General features: G+C 42.3%; 17 protein-coding genes and 1 pseudogene. 11 read left to right on the plus strand and 7 right to left on the minus strand.

Annotation, left to right across the window (positions count from 1 at the left end; genetic code table 11):
- The first annotated feature begins 154 nt into the window (after window positions 1-154).
- Both J2S74_RS21335 and J2S74_RS21340 read left to right on the plus strand, forming a co-directional pair.
- Window positions 155-1,156 carry an ABC transporter permease gene (locus J2S74_RS21335; protein ID WP_307329829.1) on the plus strand — a complete coding sequence of 334 codons (1,002 nt, stop codon included), beginning with the start codon at window positions 155-157 and terminating at the stop codon, window positions 1,154-1,156.
- Window positions 1,157-1,171: 15 nt separating this feature from the next.
- The gene (locus J2S74_RS21340; RefSeq protein WP_307329832.1) at window positions 1,172-2,092 is read left to right on the plus strand and encodes an ABC transporter permease; all 921 of its coding nucleotides are present in this window, start codon (window positions 1,172-1,174) and stop codon (window positions 2,090-2,092) included.
- A 210-nt stretch (window positions 2,093-2,302) separates the two neighbouring features.
- Here the strand turns inward: J2S74_RS21340 and J2S74_RS21345 are convergent, their stop codons facing one another.
- From J2S74_RS21345 to mscL, 3 genes and pseudogenes are all read right to left on the minus strand, one after another.
- On the minus strand, window positions 2,303-3,454 hold the full coding sequence (locus tag J2S74_RS21345) for a thiolase family protein (protein WP_307329835.1): 1,152 nt from the start codon (window positions 3,452-3,454) through the stop codon (window positions 2,303-2,305).
- Window positions 3,455-3,557: 103 nt separating this feature from the next.
- Window positions 3,558-3,882 (minus strand): annotated as a pseudogene (locus tag J2S74_RS21350) (anion permease); the annotation flags it as partial.
- Between the two features lie 77 nt (window positions 3,883-3,959).
- Window positions 3,960-4,472: a large conductance mechanosensitive channel protein MscL gene (gene mscL, locus J2S74_RS21355; protein ID WP_307329837.1), complete on the minus strand. Its 513-nt coding sequence runs from the start codon at window positions 4,470-4,472 to the stop codon at window positions 3,960-3,962.
- Window positions 4,473-4,652: 180 nt separating this feature from the next.
- Between mscL and J2S74_RS21360 the strand changes: the two genes are divergently transcribed.
- The 5 genes from J2S74_RS21360 (at window position 4,653) to thrB (ending at window position 11,078) form a co-directional block, all read left to right on the plus strand.
- Entirely contained in the window at window positions 4,653-6,221 is a 1,569-nt protein-coding gene (locus tag J2S74_RS21360; RefSeq protein WP_307329840.1) for an FAD-dependent oxidoreductase, read from the plus strand.
- 114 nt (window positions 6,222-6,335) lie between these two features.
- The gene (locus J2S74_RS21365) at window positions 6,336-7,499 is read left to right on the plus strand and encodes a M20 family metallopeptidase (RefSeq protein ID WP_307329843.1); all 1,164 of its coding nucleotides are present in this window, start codon (window positions 6,336-6,338) and stop codon (window positions 7,497-7,499) included.
- A gap of 263 nt (window positions 7,500-7,762) precedes the next feature.
- Complete coding sequence (locus tag J2S74_RS21370; protein ID WP_307329846.1) at window positions 7,763-9,076, plus strand: homoserine dehydrogenase; 1,314 nt, start codon at window positions 7,763-7,765, stop codon at window positions 9,074-9,076.
- Window positions 9,073-10,140 carry a threonine synthase gene (gene thrC, locus J2S74_RS21375; protein ID WP_307329848.1) on the plus strand — a complete coding sequence of 356 codons (1,068 nt, stop codon included), beginning with the start codon at window positions 9,073-9,075 and terminating at the stop codon, window positions 10,138-10,140. Before J2S74_RS21370 ends, thrC begins: the two co-directional genes overlap by 4 nt.
- Window positions 10,137-11,078 (plus strand): homoserine kinase, encoded by a 942-nt coding sequence (thrB, locus tag J2S74_RS21380; RefSeq protein WP_307329851.1) that lies wholly within the window; start codon window positions 10,137-10,139, stop codon window positions 11,076-11,078. The genes thrC and thrB overlap by 4 nt, the downstream gene beginning before the upstream one ends.
- Window positions 11,079-11,504: 426 nt before the next feature.
- On the opposite strand, the gene J2S74_RS21385 is transcribed toward thrB, so the two are convergent.
- A complete protein-coding gene (locus J2S74_RS21385; RefSeq protein WP_307329854.1) occupies window positions 11,505-13,154 on the minus strand; it encodes a glutamine--tRNA ligase/YqeY domain fusion protein in 1,650 nt (549 codons plus the stop codon).
- A gap of 376 nt (window positions 13,155-13,530) precedes the next feature.
- Here J2S74_RS21385 and J2S74_RS21390 point away from each other — a divergent pair, with 376 nt between their 5' ends.
- The 4 genes from J2S74_RS21390 (at window position 13,531) to queF (ending at window position 18,015) form a co-directional block, all read left to right on the plus strand.
- Window positions 13,531-14,337, plus strand: coding sequence for a DUF2935 domain-containing protein (locus J2S74_RS21390; RefSeq protein WP_307329856.1), 807 nt, complete (start codon window positions 13,531-13,533; stop codon window positions 14,335-14,337).
- 157 nt (window positions 14,338-14,494) lie between these two features.
- Window positions 14,495-16,459: an electron transport protein gene (locus tag J2S74_RS21395; RefSeq protein WP_307329859.1), complete on the plus strand. Its 1,965-nt coding sequence runs from the start codon at window positions 14,495-14,497 to the stop codon at window positions 16,457-16,459.
- 382 nt (window positions 16,460-16,841) lie between these two features.
- Entirely contained in the window at window positions 16,842-17,531 is a 690-nt protein-coding gene (locus J2S74_RS21400; RefSeq protein ID WP_307329861.1) for a queuosine precursor transporter, read from the plus strand.
- Window positions 17,521-18,015 carry a preQ(1) synthase gene (queF, locus tag J2S74_RS21405; RefSeq protein WP_307329865.1) on the plus strand — a complete coding sequence of 165 codons (495 nt, stop codon included), beginning with the start codon at window positions 17,521-17,523 and terminating at the stop codon, window positions 18,013-18,015. The genes J2S74_RS21400 and queF overlap by 11 nt, the downstream gene beginning before the upstream one ends.
- A gap of 77 nt (window positions 18,016-18,092) precedes the next feature.
- Here queF and yidC read toward each other — a convergent pair whose 3' ends face one another.
- The 3 genes from yidC to J2S74_RS21420 all read right to left on the minus strand — a co-directional run bounded on the left by yidC (window position 18,093) and on the right by J2S74_RS21420 (window position 20,337).
- A complete protein-coding gene (gene yidC, locus J2S74_RS21410) occupies window positions 18,093-18,917 on the minus strand; it encodes a membrane protein insertase YidC (RefSeq protein WP_307329868.1) in 825 nt (274 codons plus the stop codon).
- Entirely contained in the window at window positions 18,863-19,228 is a 366-nt protein-coding gene (locus J2S74_RS21415) for a hypothetical protein (protein WP_307329870.1), read from the minus strand. Before J2S74_RS21415 ends, yidC begins: the two co-directional genes overlap by 55 nt.
- A gap of 347 nt (window positions 19,229-19,575) precedes the next feature.
- Window positions 19,576-20,337: a SurA N-terminal domain-containing protein gene (locus tag J2S74_RS21420; RefSeq protein WP_307329873.1), complete on the minus strand. Its 762-nt coding sequence runs from the start codon at window positions 20,335-20,337 to the stop codon at window positions 19,576-19,578.
- Window positions 20,338-20,480: the final 143 nt, after the last annotated feature.

Consider the following 20,480-nt stretch of genomic DNA (forward strand, 5'->3'; position numbering starts at 1 on the left):
AGTTGTTTCATGAAGCTTCACTCGTCGTTGGAATTGTCGCCTTTTGCTTCTCCAAGCTTCTTAAAAAATAACAATGTTTACGGAAACAGCCTTTATAAAATAGGAGTCTATTTTTCAAAATGTACATAGTAAATGGATGTTAGGGGTGAACTCTATGCTCGCTTATACCGTTCGAAGAATATTGATGCTTATTCCCGTGTTGATTGGAATGTCCATCGTGACCTTTGCCATCATTCATTTCATTCCGGGGAACCCTGCAAGAATCATTTTAGGGGATCAAGCGACAGCTACTGCCATAGCAAATCTTGAAGAACAGTTAGGGTTGAACCGGCCTGCCTATGTTCAATACTTTAGTTACGTTTTTGATCTTCTAAAAGGGGATCTTGGTACATCATTAAGAACCAACCGTCCCATTGCAACAGAAATTTGGCCCCATTTAGCTGCAACCGTTGAACTAACGGTTTTCGCAATGGTTTTTGCTGTTGTTGTAGGGGTGAATGCTGGAATTATTAGTGCTTGGAAGCAAAATTCTTGGTTTGATTATACATGTATGGTTATTGCTCTGATCGGCGTTTCCATGCCTATCTTCTGGCTAGGACTTATGCAGCAATGGATTTTTGCACAGGAATTAGGATGGCTGCCAGCCTTTGGCCGCGGTAATCCACGAGATCCGGTGGAAGCAATAACCCATCTCTACATTATTGACTCCATGATCAATGGACGACCAGACCAATTATGGACATCCTTTAAACACCTCGTCCTCCCTGGGATTGCCTTAGGAACAATACCAATGGCGATTATCGCAAGGATGACCCGATCCAGCATGTTAGAGGTATTACGTTCCGATTATATTCGTACGATTGAAGCTAAAGGATCTCGTCCCCTTTCCGTTATTTACCGTCACGGATTTAAAAATGCGGTTATACCTGTATTGACTGTTGTGGGCTTACAAACGGGTACCCTTCTCGGTGGTGCCATTCTCACAGAAACTATTTTCAGTTGGCCTGGAATTGGGAGATATCTCTTTGAAGCTATTGGCTCGAGGGATTATCCAGTCATTCAATCTGGTATTCTAGTCATCGCATTTATATTCGTTCTTATTAACCTAGTCGTAGACTTACTCTACAGTTATATCGATCCTCGAATTAAATACTAACAGGGGGGACAATTCATGGAAACTGTATCTTCAACAAATAAACAGCCTATCCCTGGGCCGGAAAATAAGAAACCGAAGCTAGAAAAGGTAGAATCCATTTCCCCTTGGACGGAAGCTTATTGGCAATTAAGAAAAAATAAATTAGCTATCCTTGGAATAATTATTATTACGTTCTTTATTTTAGTAGCTTTAATTGCACCACTCTTAACAACGTACGCCTACGATAAAATTAATGCAGGTCCACGTTTAACTGCCCCTTCTGCTGAATTTTGGTTTGGAACCGACGATTTAGGTCGGGATACGTTTACGCGAATTGTATATGGTGCAAGAATTTCTTTAATAGTAGGATTCTTTGCTGTAACTGGGGCATTATTTTTCGGTACTTTACTAGGAATTATCGCCGGATTTTTTGGAAGATGGGTGGATATGCTCATTTCCCGAATCTTTGATATCATGCTAGCTTTCCCTAGTATTTTACTAGCTATTGCTATTGTTGCTATCCTTGGGCCATCCCTGCAAAACGCATTGATTGCCATTGCCATCGTAAATATACCTATATTCGGGCGGTTAGTCCGATCTAAGGTAATCTCCATAAGGCAAGAGGAATATATTATGGCAGCCAAAGCACAGGGGATGAAAAATGGTCGAATTCTTTTCCATCATGTATTGCCTAACAGTGTGGCACCGATTATCGTTCAAGCTACCTTAAGCTTCGGCACAGCCATTCTTGAGGCTGCTGCACTCGGGTTCCTCGGACTTGGAGCTCAAGCACCACAACCAGAATGGGGAAAAATGCTGTCTGATTCCAGACAATATATCCAAAGCGCCCCTTGGCTAGTACTATTTCCAGGTATCTCAATTATGCTCGTTGTATTGGGCTTCAATATGATTGGAGATGGGTTACGGGATGCCCTAGATCCGAAGATGAAGAGTTAATTTTGAAACGGGACTTTGCAAGGGCAAGTTAGCTAGTTTACTTGCTTTTGCTGGTCCCGTTTATGCATAGTCTTAACCGCAGCAAAATGAACCAGATTCAGCTGAACCTGCTTCAAATTACTACGGTTAAATTCAAGAGATAGCCAGTGATTTAGCGGGAAAACTCGAGTTAAAAATACCCCCTATCCCTTACTCCCCCTGTAATTTCACCTACTCATCCAACCGTTCAATTATCGTAGCGTTAGCCATTCCGAAGCCTTCACAAATGGCTTGAAGTCCGTACCTTCCCCCCGTCTGCTCCAAGGCATTCATTAGGGTTACCATAACCCTAGCTCCACTTGCCCCTAATGGGTGTCCCAGGGAGATAGCACCACCATGAATATTCAATTTAGCCGGATCAGCATTCAACTCCTTTTGCCAAACAAGGGGAACAGAAGCAAAGGCTTCATTTACCTCATATAAATTCATATCATCAAGGGTTAAACCTGCCTTTTCTAGCACCTTCTTTGTGGCAGGTATGGGTCCTGTAAGCATCAACGTTGGATCGGAACCTACCACACTCCGAGCAACAATACGGAATCTAGGCTTTAAACCCAGTTCCTCTGCTTTCTCTCTGCTCATCAGAAGAATAGCGGCAGCACCGTCGCTAATTTGTGAGGAGTTACCAGCTGTAATTACCCCATCCTTTTGAAAAACTGTTTTCAGCTGCCCTAGTTTTTCAATGGATGTATTTTCACGGGGACCTTCGTCATCATTTACCCATTCATTTATTCCTTCTGCCCGAACTTTTATCGAGAGAATTTCCTTTTTAAAAATACCTGCTTCCCGAGCCTTTAAGGCTTTTTGGTGGCTTTCCAATGCAAAAGTATCCAGCTCCTCACGGGACATCTCCCATATTTCAGCGATTCTCTCAGCCGATAAGCCTTGGTTAATAAGTTCATATTTTTCTGTTAGAACAGGGCTGTAGGTTGCATCTTGCATGTTGGAAAACATGGGTACTCTCGACATACTTTCCACACCGCAGGCTATTACCACATCCATATCGCCGCTGGCAATGGCCTGAGAAGCAAAGTGTACCGCTTGCTGGCTGGATCCACATTGTCTATCAATGGTTACTCCCGGAACATGGATCGGAAACCCTGCAATAAGTGCTGCTGTTCTAGCTATATCAGGGGCCTGCTCTCCTACTTGACTAACACAGCCCGCTATGACATCCTCCACTACCTTCGGATCAACCTTTGTTTTTTCCATAAGCCCAGCAAGAGTTTTTGCCAATAATTCATCCGGTCTCACGTGACTTAACTTCCCATTTCGTCTACCAATGGGAGTTCTGACTCCACCAATAATCACCGTTTCCCTCATAGCAATCCACTCCCCTTTATCGATATATTATCTTACATTTATATGATAAATGTTCGATAGGTAGATGTCTTTTTCCTGCGGTAAAAAATGGATTAAACCCCTATTACCAATATCCTAATAGCTTCCACCATAGGCCCCCTATTCCAATCCACACGATAATATGGATAATGGAAATGATGAACCCTAGCAGCAACTACTACCGATAAAAAGGCGGCATACATGGCGGTCACATGGGCTGTATTACTGGCAAAAAAATAGTGGGAGTAGAAATAAACGACAGCAAACACTACGAGGGCTATTAATCCGTTCATACCACTCACCGCTCCCCCCATTGTGTCGCTAAACCATGGAACCATCCCCAATTCATTTAAATACATTGCCTTGGTCACCAGGACAGCAAACCAGATAAGGGTGTCCCAAGCCCCCTCTGGAGTTATTGTGATGCACTTCACATATTTGAATGTTTTGTGAAGGGGGATGGGGAAAGATTTTTTTAGGTGCTAACCTAACGGGAATTTATTTTAACAACGGTTCTTTGTCCTGATCGGTGTCCATTATTCGTATCGTTTTTTCTCCTATCCTCTTCAGCAACTTCAGAGGTACAGTTAGGACAACGAAGTGCCCGCATCGGAATATCAGAATAGCAATAGGGACAATCCTTCGTTTTCGTTGCCTCTTTAGGTAGCCTTCTCAACTTATTCGTTTGAATGATAATCAAGTAGGCGGCAAAGGCGACAATAATGAAGTGTAGAATCGTTTCAATGAAGTTTCCGTATTTAATCATTACTGCTCCTGCTTCTTCAGCCTCAGATAAAGTGCGATAACGACCGCCTGAAAGGTTAATATACAGATTAGATAAATCCACTCTCCCTGCTAACAATCCTAGCGGCGGCATAAGAATATCAGAGACAAAGGAGGAAACGATTTTCCCAAAGGCAGCACCAATGATTACCCCAATCCCCATATCCACCACATTCCCCCGTACGGCAAACTCCTTAAATCCTTTTAAAAAACCCATATAAAAAATAACTCCTTTAATTAATGTTCTTCTATATATTTGTATGAGGTTGTCCAGTGGAGTTATTACTTCAAATGGAGAGTTACGAATTAAAGTCCTTCTTTCCGTATAGAAAGGCACCCTTCTTCTAAAAATAAGAGGAATATATTGTATTTTTATGTATGAAGGAGGAACCGAGCTATGGAAAATGGTGGACATAATTATGAGGGATTGCCAAGATATCCGGAATCCTATTGGCTAAATTCTACAGAACGACCTAATTTTGAGAAATTAAAAGAAGACGCTCATTTTGATGTGGTTATTGTAGGTGGTGGTATTACAGGAATTACAACGGGTTACCTTCTGAGCGAAGAAGGAGTTAATGTTGCCATTCTGGAAGCGTCCAAAATTATGAATGGAACGACCGGTCATACAACGGCAAAAATTACAGCTCAGCATAATGTTATTTATGATGAGCTTATTCATCACTTTGGTGAAACATTTGCAAAAAACTATTACGAAGCAAATACGAAGGCGTTAGAGTTCATTCGCCAAACGGTTAAAAAATTTCAAATCGATTGTCAATTTGAGGAAAAGGATGCTGTTCTTTACGGAAACACAAATAAGTCTGTTCGGAAATTAGAAAAGGAATATGAAGCTTATCAAAAGCTTAACATTCCTTCAGAAATTACTGATTCCCTTCCATTCGATGTGGAGGTTAAAAGGGCATTAATCATGAAAAGCCAGGCACAATTCCACCCTACACAATATTTATCCACACTTGTGGATAAATTCTTGACTAATGGTGGAAAAATCTTTGAGGAGACAACAGCAGAAAGTATCCTGACGGAATCAAAAACTGGCAGAGATACCTTAGTTGTGGATACACGGGATGGTCATACAATCTCCTGCCACAAGGTCCTTTCCTGCTCTCACTTTCCATTTTACGAAGGGGAAGGATATTACTTCATGAGAATGCACCCGGAACGCTCCTATGTTGTTGCAGCTAAAACAGACATTGAAACGCTGCCCGGAATGTACTTAAGTGTGGATAGTCCGAGCCGCTCTGTTCGTACAGTAAAAATTAATGGAGAAACTCACCTGCTTCTCGGTGGTGAGGGGCATAAAACGGGCCAAGGGGAGCCGGAAATGAAGCATTATGAAGCCTTGAAACTTTTCGGTCAGGAAACATTTAAAGTAACGGAGTTTCCATACAGATGGTCCACACAGGATTTATATACCCAGGACAAAGTCCCTTACATAGGTCCCGTTTCTGCCAATGAAACAAATATTTTTGTGGCAACAGGTTACCGAAAATGGGGTATGTCCAGCAGTACAGTAGCTGCTCACATCCTACGGGACTATGTCCTAGAAAAGGACACACCGGAAATGGAGGTATTCTCAACGGAACGCTTCCATGCAGACCCTAGCCTAAAGCATTTCTTTAAAGAAAACTGGAATGTTACGAAGCAGTTCATTAAAGGGAAGCTGGAATTCACAAGGAAGCGCCCTGAAGATATACAGCCGGGTGAAGGTGACCTTGTGATGATCAACGGAAATCGCTGTGGCGCTTATCGGGAGGAAAACGGCACACTCCATTGTGTAGATACAACCTGTAAACATATGGGCTGTGAGGTAGAGTGGAACAGCGGCGACAGAACTTGGGACTGCCCTTGTCACGGTTCCCGCTATGCCTACAATGGAGATGTAATCGAAGGCCCAGCCAAGGAAGGACTAAGAAAAGTAGAGCCCGATGAGAAATTAAGCTAAATAAAAGGGCGGGGTGAATAAGTGTGTAAAGTGTAACACTACTGATTCGCCCCTTTTCATTCCAGTATCACCCGCCCCACATGATACAATGAAAAAAAGGGGGTTACAACATTTATGAGAGACAAAATTATTCAATCCATTGAAGAAAACCGAGAAGCGTTCTATCAAATAAGCCAATACATAGGGAATAATCCGGAGCTTGGCAATGAGGAGTTCAAGGCGTGCCAGGCATTGACGGAGGAGCTTGTAAAGCATGGTTTTACGGTGAAAACAGGGGTGGTGGACCAGCCTACTGCCTTTGAGGCTTTTTATGACAGCGGGAAGCCTGGTCCCCATATTGGTTATATGTCCGAGTATGATGCCCTGCCAGAGGTAGGACATGCCTGTGGACATAACTTAATTGGAACCATGGGGATTGCTGCGGGAATCGCCTTAAGTAAGGTGATTGGGAAAACGGGAGGCGCCATTTATGTGTACGGGACACCTGCTGAGGAAACCCGAGGTGCCAAAGTAACGATGGCTGAAGAAGGAGTCTTTGATCATCTCGACGTGGCGATTATGGCGCATCCTAGCAGCTCGTACGTGAAGAGCGGGTCCTCTTTAGCCATGGATGCCATTCAATTTGAGTTTCGGGGTAAGTCTGCCCATGCAGCAGCAGCACCACAGGAAGGTATTAATGCACTAGATGCGGTCATTCAGACGTTTAACGGGATCAACGCCTTAAGGCAGCATGTCACCTCCGATGTCCGCATTCATGGGGTTATTCCTGAAGGCGGTAAAGCGGCGAATGTGGTGCCTGATTATGCGGTAGCCCAATTTTACGTGCGCGCCAATAAGCGCTCAGAGCTAAATGGCGTGGTGAAGAAGGTCAAGGGCTGTGCAGAAGGCGCGGCTATGGCAACAGGAGCCAAGCTTACCATTTCAAACTATGAGTTTTCCTACGACGATATGATCACAAACGAGGCTTTATCTAAGCGTTTCACACATAATTTAATGGAGCTCGGGGTAGCTGTTGAGGATATTGGGGAAAAATCCGGCGGCGGTTCTTTGGATATGGGTAATGTGAGTCAACGAGTACCATCCATTCATCCATTTATTAAAATTAGCCAAACACCAATAGTAGCCCACACTCACGAGTTCCGTGAAGCGGCGTTAAGTGAGGGAGGCTTTGAGGGCATGATACTTGCCGCAAAAACAATGGCCCTGACGGGGTACGATGTTCTAACAGATAGTACACTGTTAGAGGACATTAAAAAAGAATTTAAAGATAATAAATAGGTAGAAACCCGCTTCCTCCCCTCTAAATTTTGATGGGAGGAGGGGGATTTTTTTATTCCAGAACTTTTTTCTGAATTTTTTATAAGTTACGTAAGTTTCCATGCACCCCAACGGTGATAGCGTTTACAAAAAGATTTGTGTAAGGGTTTACAGATGGGTTTTTACATTTTTTTGGGGTTGTAAAAATATCTTCCAACCTCTATAATGTCTTTTATATATAAACAGATGTCTTTTTATAGAGGACGAAGGAAAGGGAGAGTTAGATGGTTGAGAAGGTTTCCGTTGGTTTACTTGGTCTAGGAACAGTTGGAAGCGGTGTGGTACAAATTATTGACCACCATCAGGATAAGCTGATGCATCAAGTGGGCTGTCAAGTAAAAATAACGAAGATACTAGTTAATGATGTAACGAAAAAGCGGGATGTTTATTTGAATGGAACCCGCCTTACGACGGACGCTAATGATGTCATCGACGATCCAGAAATAGACGTAGTAATTGAGGTTATGGGCGGTATTGAAGAAGCGAGAAACTATATATTGCAGGCCCTTCGAAATAAAAAGCATGTCGTAACAGCCAACAAGGATTTAATGGCCCTCCATGGAAGCGAATTGCTTGCTGTGGCAGTAGAAAATGGATGTGATCTCTTCTATGAAGCTAGTGTTGCTGGGGGTATTCCTATTCTACGTAGTTTAGTAGAGGGTCTCTCCTCCGACAGGATTACAAAAATGATGGGAATTGTTAATGGAACGACAAACTATATTTTGACGAAAATGTCCCAAGATGGAAGAGAATACGACGAAGTTTTAGCAGAAGCGCAAGCGCTTGGTTATGCGGAGAGTGACCCCACTTCTGATGTGGAGGGGCTTGATGCTGCACGAAAAATTTGTATCCTCGGAACACTTGGTTTTTCCATGAAGATAGATCTAGAAGATGTGAGCGTTGCTGGTATTTCAGGAGTGTCAAAGGAAGATTTGGATTATGGAAAACAGCTTGGCTATGAAATGAAACTTATTGGCTTGGCAAGCCGTATGGATGACAAGGTGGAAATTAGTGTACAGCCAACTTTCATTCCCCTTTCCCACCCATTGGCAGCTGTAAACAACGAGTTCAACGCTGTTTATGTGTACGGTGAAGCTGTTGGGGAAACGATGTTCTACGGACCAGGTGCTGGGAAATTGCCTACTGCAACTGCCGTTGTGTCTGACCTTGTAGAAGTGGTGAAAAATATGCGCCTAGGTGTGAATGGAAATAGCGCAATCTTGCCTCAATTTGAAAAGAAGCTGAAGTCTGATAGAGAAATTTTAGCGAAGTATTTTTTAAGAATTCACGCGAAGGATCAGCCTGGAACCTTTGCTGCGTTGACTTCGTTGTTTTCGGAAATGAACGTAAGCTTGGAAAAAATCCTGCAGTTACCTTTAAAGGGTAACGATGCTACGAATGCGGCGGCGGAAATCATTATGGTTACCCATGCTGCTTCTAAGAAGGATTATGAGATGGTATTAATGCAGTTAAATGATTTAGATGTAGTTGATCAGGTAAAAAGCAGCTACCGTGTAGAAGGAGAGGAGCAACGATGAGTAGATGGCAAGGCTTACTGCAGCAATATAAAGAATTTTTACCAGTAAATGAAGGGACACCGATGCTCTCCTTGAATGAGGGAAACACACCATTGATAGCCTTGGAGCGTTTGTCAGAAAAATGGGGTGTAGAGCTTTATGTAAAATATGAAGGTGCAAATCCAACAGGATCCTTTAAGGATCGTGGCATGGTGATGGCTGTTGCCAAAGCGAAGGAGGAAGGCAGTGAAGCAATTATGTGTGCCTCCACAGGGAACACTTCCGCCGCAGCTGCTGCCTATGCGGCCCGAGCCGGATTACGCTGTATTGTTGTTATTCCAGATGGGAAGATTGCCATGGGGAAGCTTGCTCAAGCAGTGATGTACGGTGCGGAGATCTACGCTATAAAAGGAAACTTTGATAATGCCTTAGGGATGGTCCGTAATTTAAGCGAGGTCTCCCCTATTACCCTTGTAAATTCCGTTAACCCTTATAGGATTGAGGGGCAGAAAACAGCCGCCTTTGAAGTATGTGATCAGTTGGGCGGTTCAGCGCCGGATGTATTGGCAATACCAGTGGGGAATGCGGGGAATATTACAGCCTATTGGAAAGGGTTTAAGGAATATAATGAACTGAAGGGAAGCGGCCTCCCAGAAATGCGCGGCTTTGAGGCTGAGGGATCTGCTGCCATTGTTCGGGGGGAGATCATTGAAGAACCGGAAACAGTAGCAACAGCCATTCGTATTGGAAATCCAGCAAGCTGGGGTTATGCTGTAGATGCTGCTATGGAGTCTGGTGGAAAAATCGATGAGGTTTCCGATGAAGAGATTTTAGCCGCCTATAAATTATTAGCTCAATCGGAAGGAGTTTTTGCGGAACCGGCATCCTGTGCCTCCCTTGCAGGAGTATTAAAGCAGGTTAAGTCTGGTGAAATTGCGCGCGGTTCGCGAGTAGTTGCTGTATTAACAGGAAATGGGTTGAAGGACCCTAATTGTGCTATTGATAATGGAGGCTTCGAGCCTGTTGTTCTTCCAAATGAGGAAGAGGCGGTATTTGATCATATTTTGGGGCGTGTTCGGCTATGATTCGGGGCGTCTTTACCATCAGTGTACCTGGAAGTACGGCTAATTTAGGACCTGGCTTTGATTCCGTTGGAATGGCAGTGGACCGTTATTTAACCTTACATGTGGAACGGGGCGATGAGTGGCGTTTTATCCCTTTGTCCGAGAATTTGGATGGCATTCCAGTAGGGAAGGATAATTTGATCTATGAGGTTGCTACTGCGGTCGCGGATGAATCGGGGCTTGAACTCCCCCCTTGTGAGGTTCGAATGTACAGCGACATCCCCATGTCCCGAGGATTAGGGAGTAGTGCGGCGGCTATTGTAGCTGGAATTGAACTAGCGAATCAATTATTAGATTTAGGGTTGAGTGCAGAGGCGAAGGTTCGCCGGGCTAGTGTTTGGGAAGGGCATCCAGATAACGTTGCGGCATCTGTTTATGGTGGTTTGGTAATTGGAAGTCATCGAGGAGATGACGGTACGGATGTTGTATTAGGAGGGTGTCCGGAGATTGACATTGTGGCTGTCGTACCTAGTTATGAGTTGAAGACCGTTGTTTCTAGGGATTTACTGCCTCGTGAATTGGCGTTTGGGGAGGCTGTAAAGGCTAGCGGCGTTAGTAATGTATTAGTTGCTGCTTTGCTGCAAGGACGCTGGGATTTAGCTGGAAAAATGATGAGTAAGGATTTCTTGCATCAGCCATACCGCAAGGAGGTAGTTCCAGAACTGAAGGTAGCCCTGGAGTTGGTTGATAGTTTTGGTGATGGTGGTTTGAACGTTTATGGAGCTTCCTTGAGTGGAGCTGGACCTATTGTATTATTTTATACTCCTGAAGATGAAGGTAGTAAGTTAGTCGAAGCGTTGGAGGCTGGTGGTTATTTCCGCGAACACGAGCTGCAGGTGTTAAAGGCGGATAAGAACGGGGTTTCAGTTAAAATGGTAGTCGGGTCTATGGAGGCTTGATTATAGTTTGGTTGATAGATGGTAACTTTGGGGCAGATGCTTCAAGGTTACCTTTTTTGTTGGCTCTGTTAAAGGTCATTGTTGATTTTTAAACAGGGTTGATTGTAGCGAAAGGCGCGAGACTCCTGCGGGCGCGTAATTTCTTTCTTATTTTCCCAAGGCAAGAACAAAAGCGCAATGCGCCTGCCTATCGAAGCGGCAACGCGCGCGTTGCCTATTCGAACGGAAAATGTTCTGACCGATAAAAAACGCTTTTTTGCTTTTTATTCGGGCAGAAATTTTCTCGAGCCGATGGCGCATGAAGCTAGACGATTATTCAGCTACTGTTATCCACATTCAGAAAAAATATAATTTCCTAAACAATAAGAAAAGAACAACATGCTGGTGCATAAAACCAACAGTGTTGTTCCAACAAAACAAACATAACTACAGCTTAAAGGAGCTCTTAAGCTCTACAATTCGGTTAAATACCAGCTTACCGTCCACAGAATCCTTAGGGTCTACATTAAAGTAGCCGTGACGGAAGAATTGGAATTTATCGTTAGGTTTCGCGTCTACCATATTTGGCTCCACATATCCGTGTGCAACCTCCAGGGAATTAGGATTAATGTGATCTAAGAAATCATTCCCTCTGCCTTCATCCAGGACCAAAGAATCATATAATCGGAATTCCGCTTCCTTCGATTGGGTTGCTTCCACCCAATGGAGCGTTCCCTTCACTTTTCGTCCAGTGAAGCCGGTACCACTCTTCGTTTCCGGGTCATACGTACAGTGAAGCTCCACCACATTCCCCGCATCATCCTTAATAACCTCGTTACACTTAATAAAATAAGCGTGCTTCAGACGTACCTCATTACCTGGGAACAGGCGGAAATATTTCTTCGGCGGGTTCTCCATAAAGTCGCTTTGTTCAATATAGATTTCCCTGGAGAATGGAATTTTTCGCGTCCCCATCTCTTCGTTCTCTGGGTTGATCTCCGCATCAAGCCATTCCACTTCACCCTCAGGATAGTTCGTAATAACAACCTTCAACGGATGCAGTACAGACATGGTCCGCGGTGCTTTCATCTTCAAGTCTTCACGGATGAAGTGCTCTAGCATGCGAACATCTACTGTATTATCAGCGCGGGCCACTCCAATTTCCCGACAGAATTGCTTAATAGACTCTGGTGTAAAACCACGGCGGCGCAGGCCAGATAACGTCGGCATACGTGGATCATCCCAACCATCCACATAGTTTTCATCCACTAAAAGCTTAAGCTTCCGCTTACTCATCACCGTATTCGTTAAATTCAAACGGGCAAACTCAATTTGTTTTGGCTTTGCTTCCATTTCACACTTTTCAACGACCCAGTTGTATAACGGACGTTGATCCTCGAACTCCAGGGTACAAATGGAGTGAGTCACCCCTTCGATGGCATCCTCTAACGGATGAGCAAAGGAGTACATTGGGTAAATGCACCATTTATCCCCTGTATTATGGTGAGTAGTGTGGGAAATACGATAAAGAACGGGATCTCTCATATTAATATTGGGGGAGGACATATCAATTTTTGCCCGGAGTACCTTCTCGCCATTTCCGAACTCCCCATTTTTCATACGCTCAAATAGATCAAGATTCTCTTCTATGGATCGACTACGAGATGGACTCTCCTTTCCAGGCTCTGTCAACGTCCCTCTATATTCACGTATCTCCTCTTGGGAAAGATCCTCAACATAAGCAAGACCTTTTTTGATAAGAAGAACAGCACGGTCATACATTTCATCGAAGTAGTCAGATGCAAAATGATAGCCATCCCACTCATAGCCGAGCCACTCAATATCTTTTTTAATGGAATTAACAAATTCCGTATCCTCCTTTAACGGGTTCGTATCGTCAAAGCGGAGATTCGTTTTTCCACCGAACTCGTCAGCAAGCTCGAAGTTGAGAACAATAGATTTGGCGTGTCCAATATGTAAGTAACCGTTCGGTTCCGGTGGGAAACGAGTAATAATTTGATCATGCTTCCCTGTCGCCAAATCTTCTTTTACAATGCTTTTTATAAAATTGGATGACGTGTTATTTAGTTCACTCATTCTGTATCAACCTTTCATGACAATTTTCACAAGTACCTATATTTATATGTTGTTATAACATAAATGCATAGATATATCTATGTATTAAAAAGAATCTCCCTTACTTTTTGAAAAAAATCGTTTGAAATGCTAGTAGCTTACTTCCTGCTTGCAAATATAACTTTACTATTTTACCACGTTTTCTTGAGAAAACGCACATATAAACAGTATCGGTGATTCTTTACCGGAGTTATTCATTGAATTTACAATTGATCACTATTTAATACTGTCTTAAGGTGTTTTTAGATTACACCCATTTTTATGTGAATAATGATCATTATACTTACTTTCTATACATATATTTAATGTGTCATGAATATGGAGGTGGGAAAATACATTGGCTAAGACCTTTCGTGAAGAAGCATTGTTTGAGTTGAACTTCTGGTTACAGGTGTTAGGAGACCATGGTCGTTTTATTTATGATTCCTTATCTCCCGGGGAAACAGAATATGTAGAAACAGCAGATTATTTTATTAAACGGTATGATCAATTACTTGCAGAAGCGCGTCGATCACTGAACGATAAAAACTTAATGACTTTATTGAAACAGGCCAATGATACCACTTTTGAATTCCGAAAACTAAAGCTGGCAATTATACGGGATCAACTTGTTGGTGATGTGAAAATCACACTTCCTACTACCTTTTTAAATCATATGGTAAATGAGCTAGAAGAGGCCTTGAGGCTGTTCTCCTTTTTACTAAAAAGGGAACCCCCCCCTGAAGTACACCCTCTTCATCATGACTTACTTTGGTTACTGGATGCTGCCGGTCATTCCGGTGCCATAAATGATAACCTAGATCATGTAGAGTATGATTTAAAGCTGAAGAGTGAAAGGTTTAAAAATGAGTGGGAAGACTTTTACATTAAAGCTGTGGAATTAGCCGGTTATTTACGCTCAAATATCACCCAGTTCCCTGCATTATCTAAGTTTCATAAGGATATCGAATTAGAAATGGAAGTGTTTAAAGCCTTTTTAAGAGAATTAGAAGAAATGAGGCTCGGTAAAGAAGTATTAGGCGTACTGACTCCCCTTATGGCAGATCATATGGCTAGAGAGGAATGCTACTACTTAATGAAACTGGCAGAGACAACAGAGCTATCCATGCCACAATGTGACCCAACAAAACCAAGGACAGAATAAATAGCATAAATAATACCCCACCTCACTCTCATACAAATCCCAGGAATATTCACAAAATTGTACGGGACCCGGTTCATGACAGACCGGGTCCTTGTATATTCTGTGACGATTGGTAGAAATTATGAAGAAGATCTGTAGGAAAGGAGTATGACAGAAAATGAAAAAACGTTGGTGGATTCTAGTGGGTGTATTGGTTGCACTAATTTTTGCAGCCTTTACTATTGAATTTGAATACGCCTATGTCCCTAATGAAGAGGACCTTCTGAATGACACATATGATAACTTTACTGGCTATGATGTGTGGGGAAAAAGAATTCCTATGGATCAAGCAAATACAATGATCCATTCCAACATTAATAGTCATGATCTCACCCCTAAGGAGGGTGCTGTTCGTGTTGACGAGGAGTTCCTTCAGTTTGGTAGGGAACAATTTTATCGGGAAACTTTTAATAATGAGGAGTATTTAACGGATATCCTTGGGGTGCTTGATGGTGGAATAACTCTTTCAAGTATGGCAATGGCTATCATAAAACAAAAGCTAAGTGGTGAACCAACAAGTAATCTGCAAGTTAGGCTGGCTAAGGACGTGACCATTGGAGATCGTACGTATGAAAAAGGGGAACTTATTGACACTGGGCTCGATTTACCTAAGGGCGCCCTTGCTCCCATGGGAATGCCTTTAAGCTATGAAAGGGGAAAAATTCGTGTTGGAGCAAGCTGCGCCTCCTGTCACGCTACCATCGATGATCGTACAGGGAAGGTTGTGGAAGGAGCTCCGAATGCTGATTTTGATGCGGGAATGCTGTTGGCGTTAGCTCCTAACTCCACTGCATTTTTTCCAAACACGGAAGTGGAGGTTATGGAGGAGTATATAAGCGAGGACTCCCTTTATGTGGCTACAAGTGAAGGGGGACAAGCTCCCCTGCCGGATCCGGAAAAAATGGAGGCAGAAGTGGATAAGACATTGGCTAGCTGGCCAAAGGGAAATTTCGATTCCACCATTGATTTAGAAAGTAATCCGGCACAAATTCCCGATTCCTTTACCTTTGAGGACCATCCATACGGCTGGAACGGTTTCGCGTCCGTCGGTCCTTTCAAGGGACTTAGCTCACTGAACAATAATGTCCATGCACAAAACTCCGATTTACTGTCTCAGTTTGAACAAAGTAACGAGCTGTTTGACATTGATAAGGAAGTGTATATTGGAGTCATTTTACAAAATGCAGCTAATGACAATTATCGATATGACCCACAAAGTGGGGAGAAGCCATCCGAGTTTTTTGCAAGACTGGATGATTCACCAGAAGTACCTGGGGTGAATGAGATGGTAAAGCCTCCACATTTCCCAAATGTATCGTTATTTTCACCAAATGGAACAATTGTAAGTTCACCTGGCTTTAAAGTAGGCGAGCAAATAAATGCCATGTCTGCTTTCCAGAATTCCTTACGCCCTCCATCAAATGTAGAACAAGATAGTGTTCAAGTTGAAGCTGGGCGAGAAGTATTTGATAAAGCCGGATGTACAGCTTGCCATGCGGGACAAGGCTACACCAATAATAAGGTCATTCCTGCGGAAAAAATGAAGACTGAACCTTCAAGAGCAAAGGCTTTCCGTGACGCCGTAAAAATCATGGATACAGCTTGGATCTATTCCTTTGATACACCAGTTCCCGTTCCTAAGGGGGCAAAAAAACTGAAGGTGCCTACGAATCACTTGGATGAAGATCAGTTGAAACTTGTCTTAGCACAAGGAAACGAAGGTGGATACAAGGTTAAAGGACTTCTTGGATTAGTGTGGTCTGCTCCATACTTACACGATGGTGGGGTTGCAGTAGGTCCAGATATTAAAAAGGATCTTGGAATACCAGGGACACTACGGAAAGCCATCAAGCCAGATCCAGCAAACAGCTTAATGGCATTAGTAGACCGTAACCTTCGGCAAAAAGTAATTGAGGCAAACAAAGCTGACCCTAGCTTGGAGAAGGTTCACGTAACCGGAGAAGGCCATGAGTTTTGGGTTGATGAAGAGGCAGGATTTACAGAAGAAGAAAAGGAAGCATTGGTGGAGTATCTCATGTCCATCACGAGGATTAAAGACGAAAATAATAAAAACGAAGAATAAAATGATTGTGATTTAGAAGCAGGACAAGGGATGAACCCTTATCTGCTTCTTTTTATGCATAAGTCTACCCTGAAAATACAAATCAGGTTGTCATTCGCTACGGTCCGCTCGCTTTCCGTGGGTGACCTGCCAAACCTCCTCGCGACTACGTCGCTGTGGGGTCTTGGCTAGGCCATTCTCCCACGGGAGTCTCACGGACCTTCGCCCATTCCAATCAGAATAAAATTTTTATTCTCCAAGGTGGGAAAATTCCTTCTGCATCGGATCTAATATTAGTTGTATTTTCCTTTTTCTTTTTTCATAGATATGTGTTAAAGTAGTTTAGTTAGCGGAGTTCGAAACCATCCTCCGCTCTATAAATAAAAACTAGGGAGATGATTTTATGAAAAATTCAATAGTTTTAAACGAGACACAGGTGTATAAGCTTGTGCTATTGGCGGGGATCTTCTTTACGGCATTACTTGTATCAAATGTCATTTCAGCCAAATTGTTCGACATTGGCGGCATCGTTTTGACTGCAGGGATTCTAATGTACCCTTTAACGTTCCTAATTTCAGATGCTATTGCTGAGGTTTATGGTAAATCCATTGCTAAGAGAGTTATTATCATTGGTTTAGTTATGAATGTACTGATGATTGGCTTCTTCTATTTAGCTATTACATTACCTCCTGCCGGTTATTGGCCAATGCAAGGAGAGTTTGAGGCAATTTTAGGAGCTGTTCCTCGAATGGTAGCCGCTTCATTAATTGCTTACTTTATTTCACAAATGTTTGATGTGAATTTATTCCATAAATTGAAGGAGAAAACACAAGGAAAGCACCTTTGGCTCCGTAACAACGGAAGCACAATGGCAAGTCAGCTTATTGACTCTACGATCTTTGTTTTTATCGCGTTTTATGGAGTAATGCCATTGTCTGCATTATTTACCATGATTGGAACACAATATTTAGTAAAATTAGCCATTGCTGCAGCAGATACACCATTTATTTATTTAACTGTTAAATGGTTAAAGGGTGACAGCAATAAATCAACAAATAATAGCAATAAGGAGGCAGTTCCAAATGTCTCATAAGCATAGTCGACATGATGAGGTTTCCTTGCTTGGGGAAGCAGGGACACAATATGAATTTGAATATAACCCTGGTATCTTAGAGGCTTTTGAAAATCGACACGATTACCGCGACTATTTCGTTAAGTTCAATTGCCCTGAATTTACTAGTCTATGTCCCAAAACAGGTCAGCCTGATTTTGCAACCATATATATCAGTTATATTCCAGATAAAAAAATGGTAGAAAGTAAGTCCTTAAAGCTTTATCTATTTAGTTTCCGGAACCATGGAGACTTCCATGAGGACTGTATGAATATTATTTTAAATGACCTAGTGAAATTAATGGATCCACGTTACATCGAGGTATGGGGAAAATTCACTCCACGTGGAGGAATTTCCATCGATCCATACGTGAACTACGGTAAGCCCGGAACAAAATACGAGAAAATGGCTGAACACCGTATGATGAACCACGATATGTATCCGGAAACCATTGATAACCGTTAAATGACTTTTTTGAAAAAAAGTAAAGCAGCGAACCCTTTAGTTGGTTTGCTGCTTTTTTACGGTTTCATATATTCCAATTATTTTTCCACGGAAGGTGTTGCCATTACTGGTTCAGGTTGCTTGTAGATGGCTTTCGACAGGAGTGACTGGGCAATTAAGAATATTCCCCCCACTGTCCAGTACAGGGGCAAAGCTGCAGCCATGGAGAAGGAGAATACTCCCATCATGACAGGCATCATAAGGCCCATTATCTTCATTATACCTTCTTGGCCAGGCTGTACCGGCACGCCAATTTGTGATACTTTAAATTGCACAAAATACACAATCATGGCAATGATAGGCAATATCATATCTGTTTCTCCTAGGTTAAACCATAAAAAGGAGTGCTCCGCAATTTCCGGAGTACGCATAATAGCCCAGTAGAAACCGATCATGATTGGCAGTTGAATCATCATTGGCAAACATCCCATAGAAGCGATGGGGTTAAAATTATGCTTTTGATATAACTGCATCATTTCCTGTTGCATTTTCCGTTGGGATTCTGAGTCCTTTTTATCCTTGTACTTTTCTTTTAGCTCGTTCATTGCCGGTTGAATGACTGCCATTTTCTCTCTCATGGTAAGCTGTGATTTGTATTGCTTCAGCATTAGGGGCATCAGAGCCAACCGAATAAGCAATGTCATGAGTATCAACGACAAGCCATAGTTCCCATCAAATAATACTGCAAAGAATTTAATCAAATAAGAAAATGGATACACCACATAATGATTGAAAAAACCTGCTGTGTTTTCATCAATAGGTTCATTGGTGGCTCCACATCCCGTTAATGTTAGTGCTAATAGTCCGATTAAAAGGAAAATACCATACCTTTTAAAGAAGTTGAATACAGATTTATTTTCCATCGTTGTCCTCCTCGTTTTCTATCAAAATCCATTTTAATCGAGGAGAAAAGATAATCTGAATCGTCTTCAGGGGCTTCCTTTCGTTTCACAATTCTTGTTATAAAGTTTTGCTTCTGCCCCATTTCTTCCGTCGCTTCTTCTTCATTGGAAGAATTGACTTCGATTGTGCGAAGGCTCTCATTGGCTATAGACCGCCGGCTCATAGCATAGTCTTGGGCCATTCCATTCACTAGCTGCAGCCCGAGCACCGTCAAATATAAGCTCATGGATAGTATTATGGGGACTAGATCGTTGGATAGCTCGAAAAACATCTCTGTATTCACCTCCTTTACAAGGCTGTCCTAATCAAAATGAGTATATTTATCATCGTTGATTACACTGAAAAAGTCAAAGAGTATTTATTGGGTTTTTTCCACAAAAATCTCTGTATTACGAGCATTGCCATGAATCCTATTTATTTAAACGTAACTTTTACAATCTATGGCTGTAGGGTAAACAACCATTCAAAAATTTAGTTGCAACCTTTATTACGGTTTTATTTTATCTTCAGTTTCAAAATTACAACCTCCATGGGTCGTATAGCACAAGAGGGTGTCCAAAAGGTTATAAACATACCTTTTAGACACCCTCCTTTGTCCATATTCCTTTTCAATTACAATTAGATGTTGATTGTAACTTCGCTTTCTTCCCTTAATCGGTCAAGGATTTCAGCAGATTGCTCCTGTCTGTGCTGATTTTGGAGGTCACGTTCAATGTCATCCCTAACCTCTTCATAGGAAGGAATATCCACGTCTTCCCCTTCCATGCTCGCTACATAAGCATCATACACTTCCTGGATTTCTTCCTCTGAAATAGTCGGAAGCTCTATTTGAGAATCTAAAAATTTATTGCGCTGTACTAGCGGCATAAGCTCTTCACGAAGGTCATCCGTCGTGTTATTTTGCATTGCTAAAATTTCCTCTAGTTCTTCTTCTGTAGCTATACCTGCTTCAGCCATAAGCTGTTCTATTTCAGCGTCCACTTCTTCCATAGTAGCTTCTATCCCAGCATCAGTGGCAGATTGAACAAGAATTTGCTCATTAACAAGCTGCTCTACAAGCTGCATTTCTAACATCTCAAGGAATTCTGCTCCCTCTTCATCTTGAAGGCTAATCCCTTGACTAGCTAACATGCTTGCTTGCTGTTCTAAATGCGTTAAAAACATTTCCCTCTGTATATCCTCACCGTTTACAGTGGCAATTACCTCTGGATAATCCTCTGGATCAAATGGTGTATCTCCACTTGGCTCTTCTTCCGCAGCTACCTCAACAGCTGGATCCTCTATTTCCTCTCCTGTGTTTTCTATGTCTGCATCTTCATTCCCACCACATGCTGCAAGTACAAGCATTGCGGCAAGTGAAAGTCCTACGATTTTTTTCATGTCAAAAACTCCTCCCTTTCTTTTGGAACAATTAGTGGTCATTGTAACATATCTCTTTTATAAAAAAAAAGGACACCCTAATTATAAGCAAGGAGGAATTTGACGAAATATGAAATTATGAAATTTTGTAAGACAAACTCTCG

It is taken from the genome of Evansella vedderi, assembly GCF_030813435.1.
Taxonomy (GTDB): domain Bacteria; phylum Bacillota; class Bacilli; order Bacillales; family Salisediminibacteriaceae; genus Evansella; species Evansella vedderi.

Excerpts from the sequence above, each read along its gene's own strand:
- J2S74_RS21335 (WP_307329829.1), top strand. The coding sequence starts at position 155 with ATGCTCGCTTATACCGTTCGAAGAATATTGATGCTTATTCCCGTGTTG.
- J2S74_RS21340 (WP_307329832.1), top strand. The coding sequence starts at position 1,172 with ATGGAAACTGTATCTTCAACAAATAAACAGCCTATCCCTGGGCCGGAA.
- J2S74_RS21345 (WP_307329835.1), bottom strand. The coding sequence starts at position 3,454 with ATGAGGGAAACGGTGATTATTGGTGGAGTCAGAACTCCCATTGGTAGA.
- mscL (WP_307329837.1), bottom strand. The coding sequence starts at position 4,472 with ATGGGTTTTTTAAAAGGATTTAAGGAGTTTGCCGTACGGGGGAATGTG.
- J2S74_RS21360 (WP_307329840.1), top strand. The coding sequence starts at position 4,653 with ATGGAAAATGGTGGACATAATTATGAGGGATTGCCAAGATATCCGGAA.
- J2S74_RS21365 (WP_307329843.1), top strand. The coding sequence starts at position 6,336 with ATGAGAGACAAAATTATTCAATCCATTGAAGAAAACCGAGAAGCGTTC.
- J2S74_RS21370 (WP_307329846.1), top strand. The coding sequence starts at position 7,763 with ATGGTTGAGAAGGTTTCCGTTGGTTTACTTGGTCTAGGAACAGTTGGA.
- thrC (WP_307329848.1), top strand. The coding sequence starts at position 9,073 with ATGAGTAGATGGCAAGGCTTACTGCAGCAATATAAAGAATTTTTACCA.
- thrB (WP_307329851.1), top strand. The coding sequence starts at position 10,137 with ATGATTCGGGGCGTCTTTACCATCAGTGTACCTGGAAGTACGGCTAAT.
- J2S74_RS21385 (WP_307329854.1), bottom strand. The coding sequence starts at position 13,154 with ATGAGTGAACTAAATAACACGTCATCCAATTTTATAAAAAGCATTGTA.
- J2S74_RS21395 (WP_307329859.1), top strand. The coding sequence starts at position 14,495 with ATGAAAAAACGTTGGTGGATTCTAGTGGGTGTATTGGTTGCACTAATT.
- J2S74_RS21400 (WP_307329861.1), top strand. The coding sequence starts at position 16,842 with ATGAAAAATTCAATAGTTTTAAACGAGACACAGGTGTATAAGCTTGTG.
- queF (WP_307329865.1), top strand. The coding sequence starts at position 17,521 with ATGTCTCATAAGCATAGTCGACATGATGAGGTTTCCTTGCTTGGGGAA.
- yidC (WP_307329868.1), bottom strand. The coding sequence starts at position 18,917 with ATGGAAAATAAATCTGTATTCAACTTCTTTAAAAGGTATGGTATTTTC.
- J2S74_RS21415 (WP_307329870.1), bottom strand. The coding sequence starts at position 19,228 with ATGTTTTTCGAGCTATCCAACGATCTAGTCCCCATAATACTATCCATG.
- J2S74_RS21420 (WP_307329873.1), bottom strand. The coding sequence starts at position 20,337 with ATGAAAAAAATCGTAGGACTTTCACTTGCCGCAATGCTTGTACTTGCA.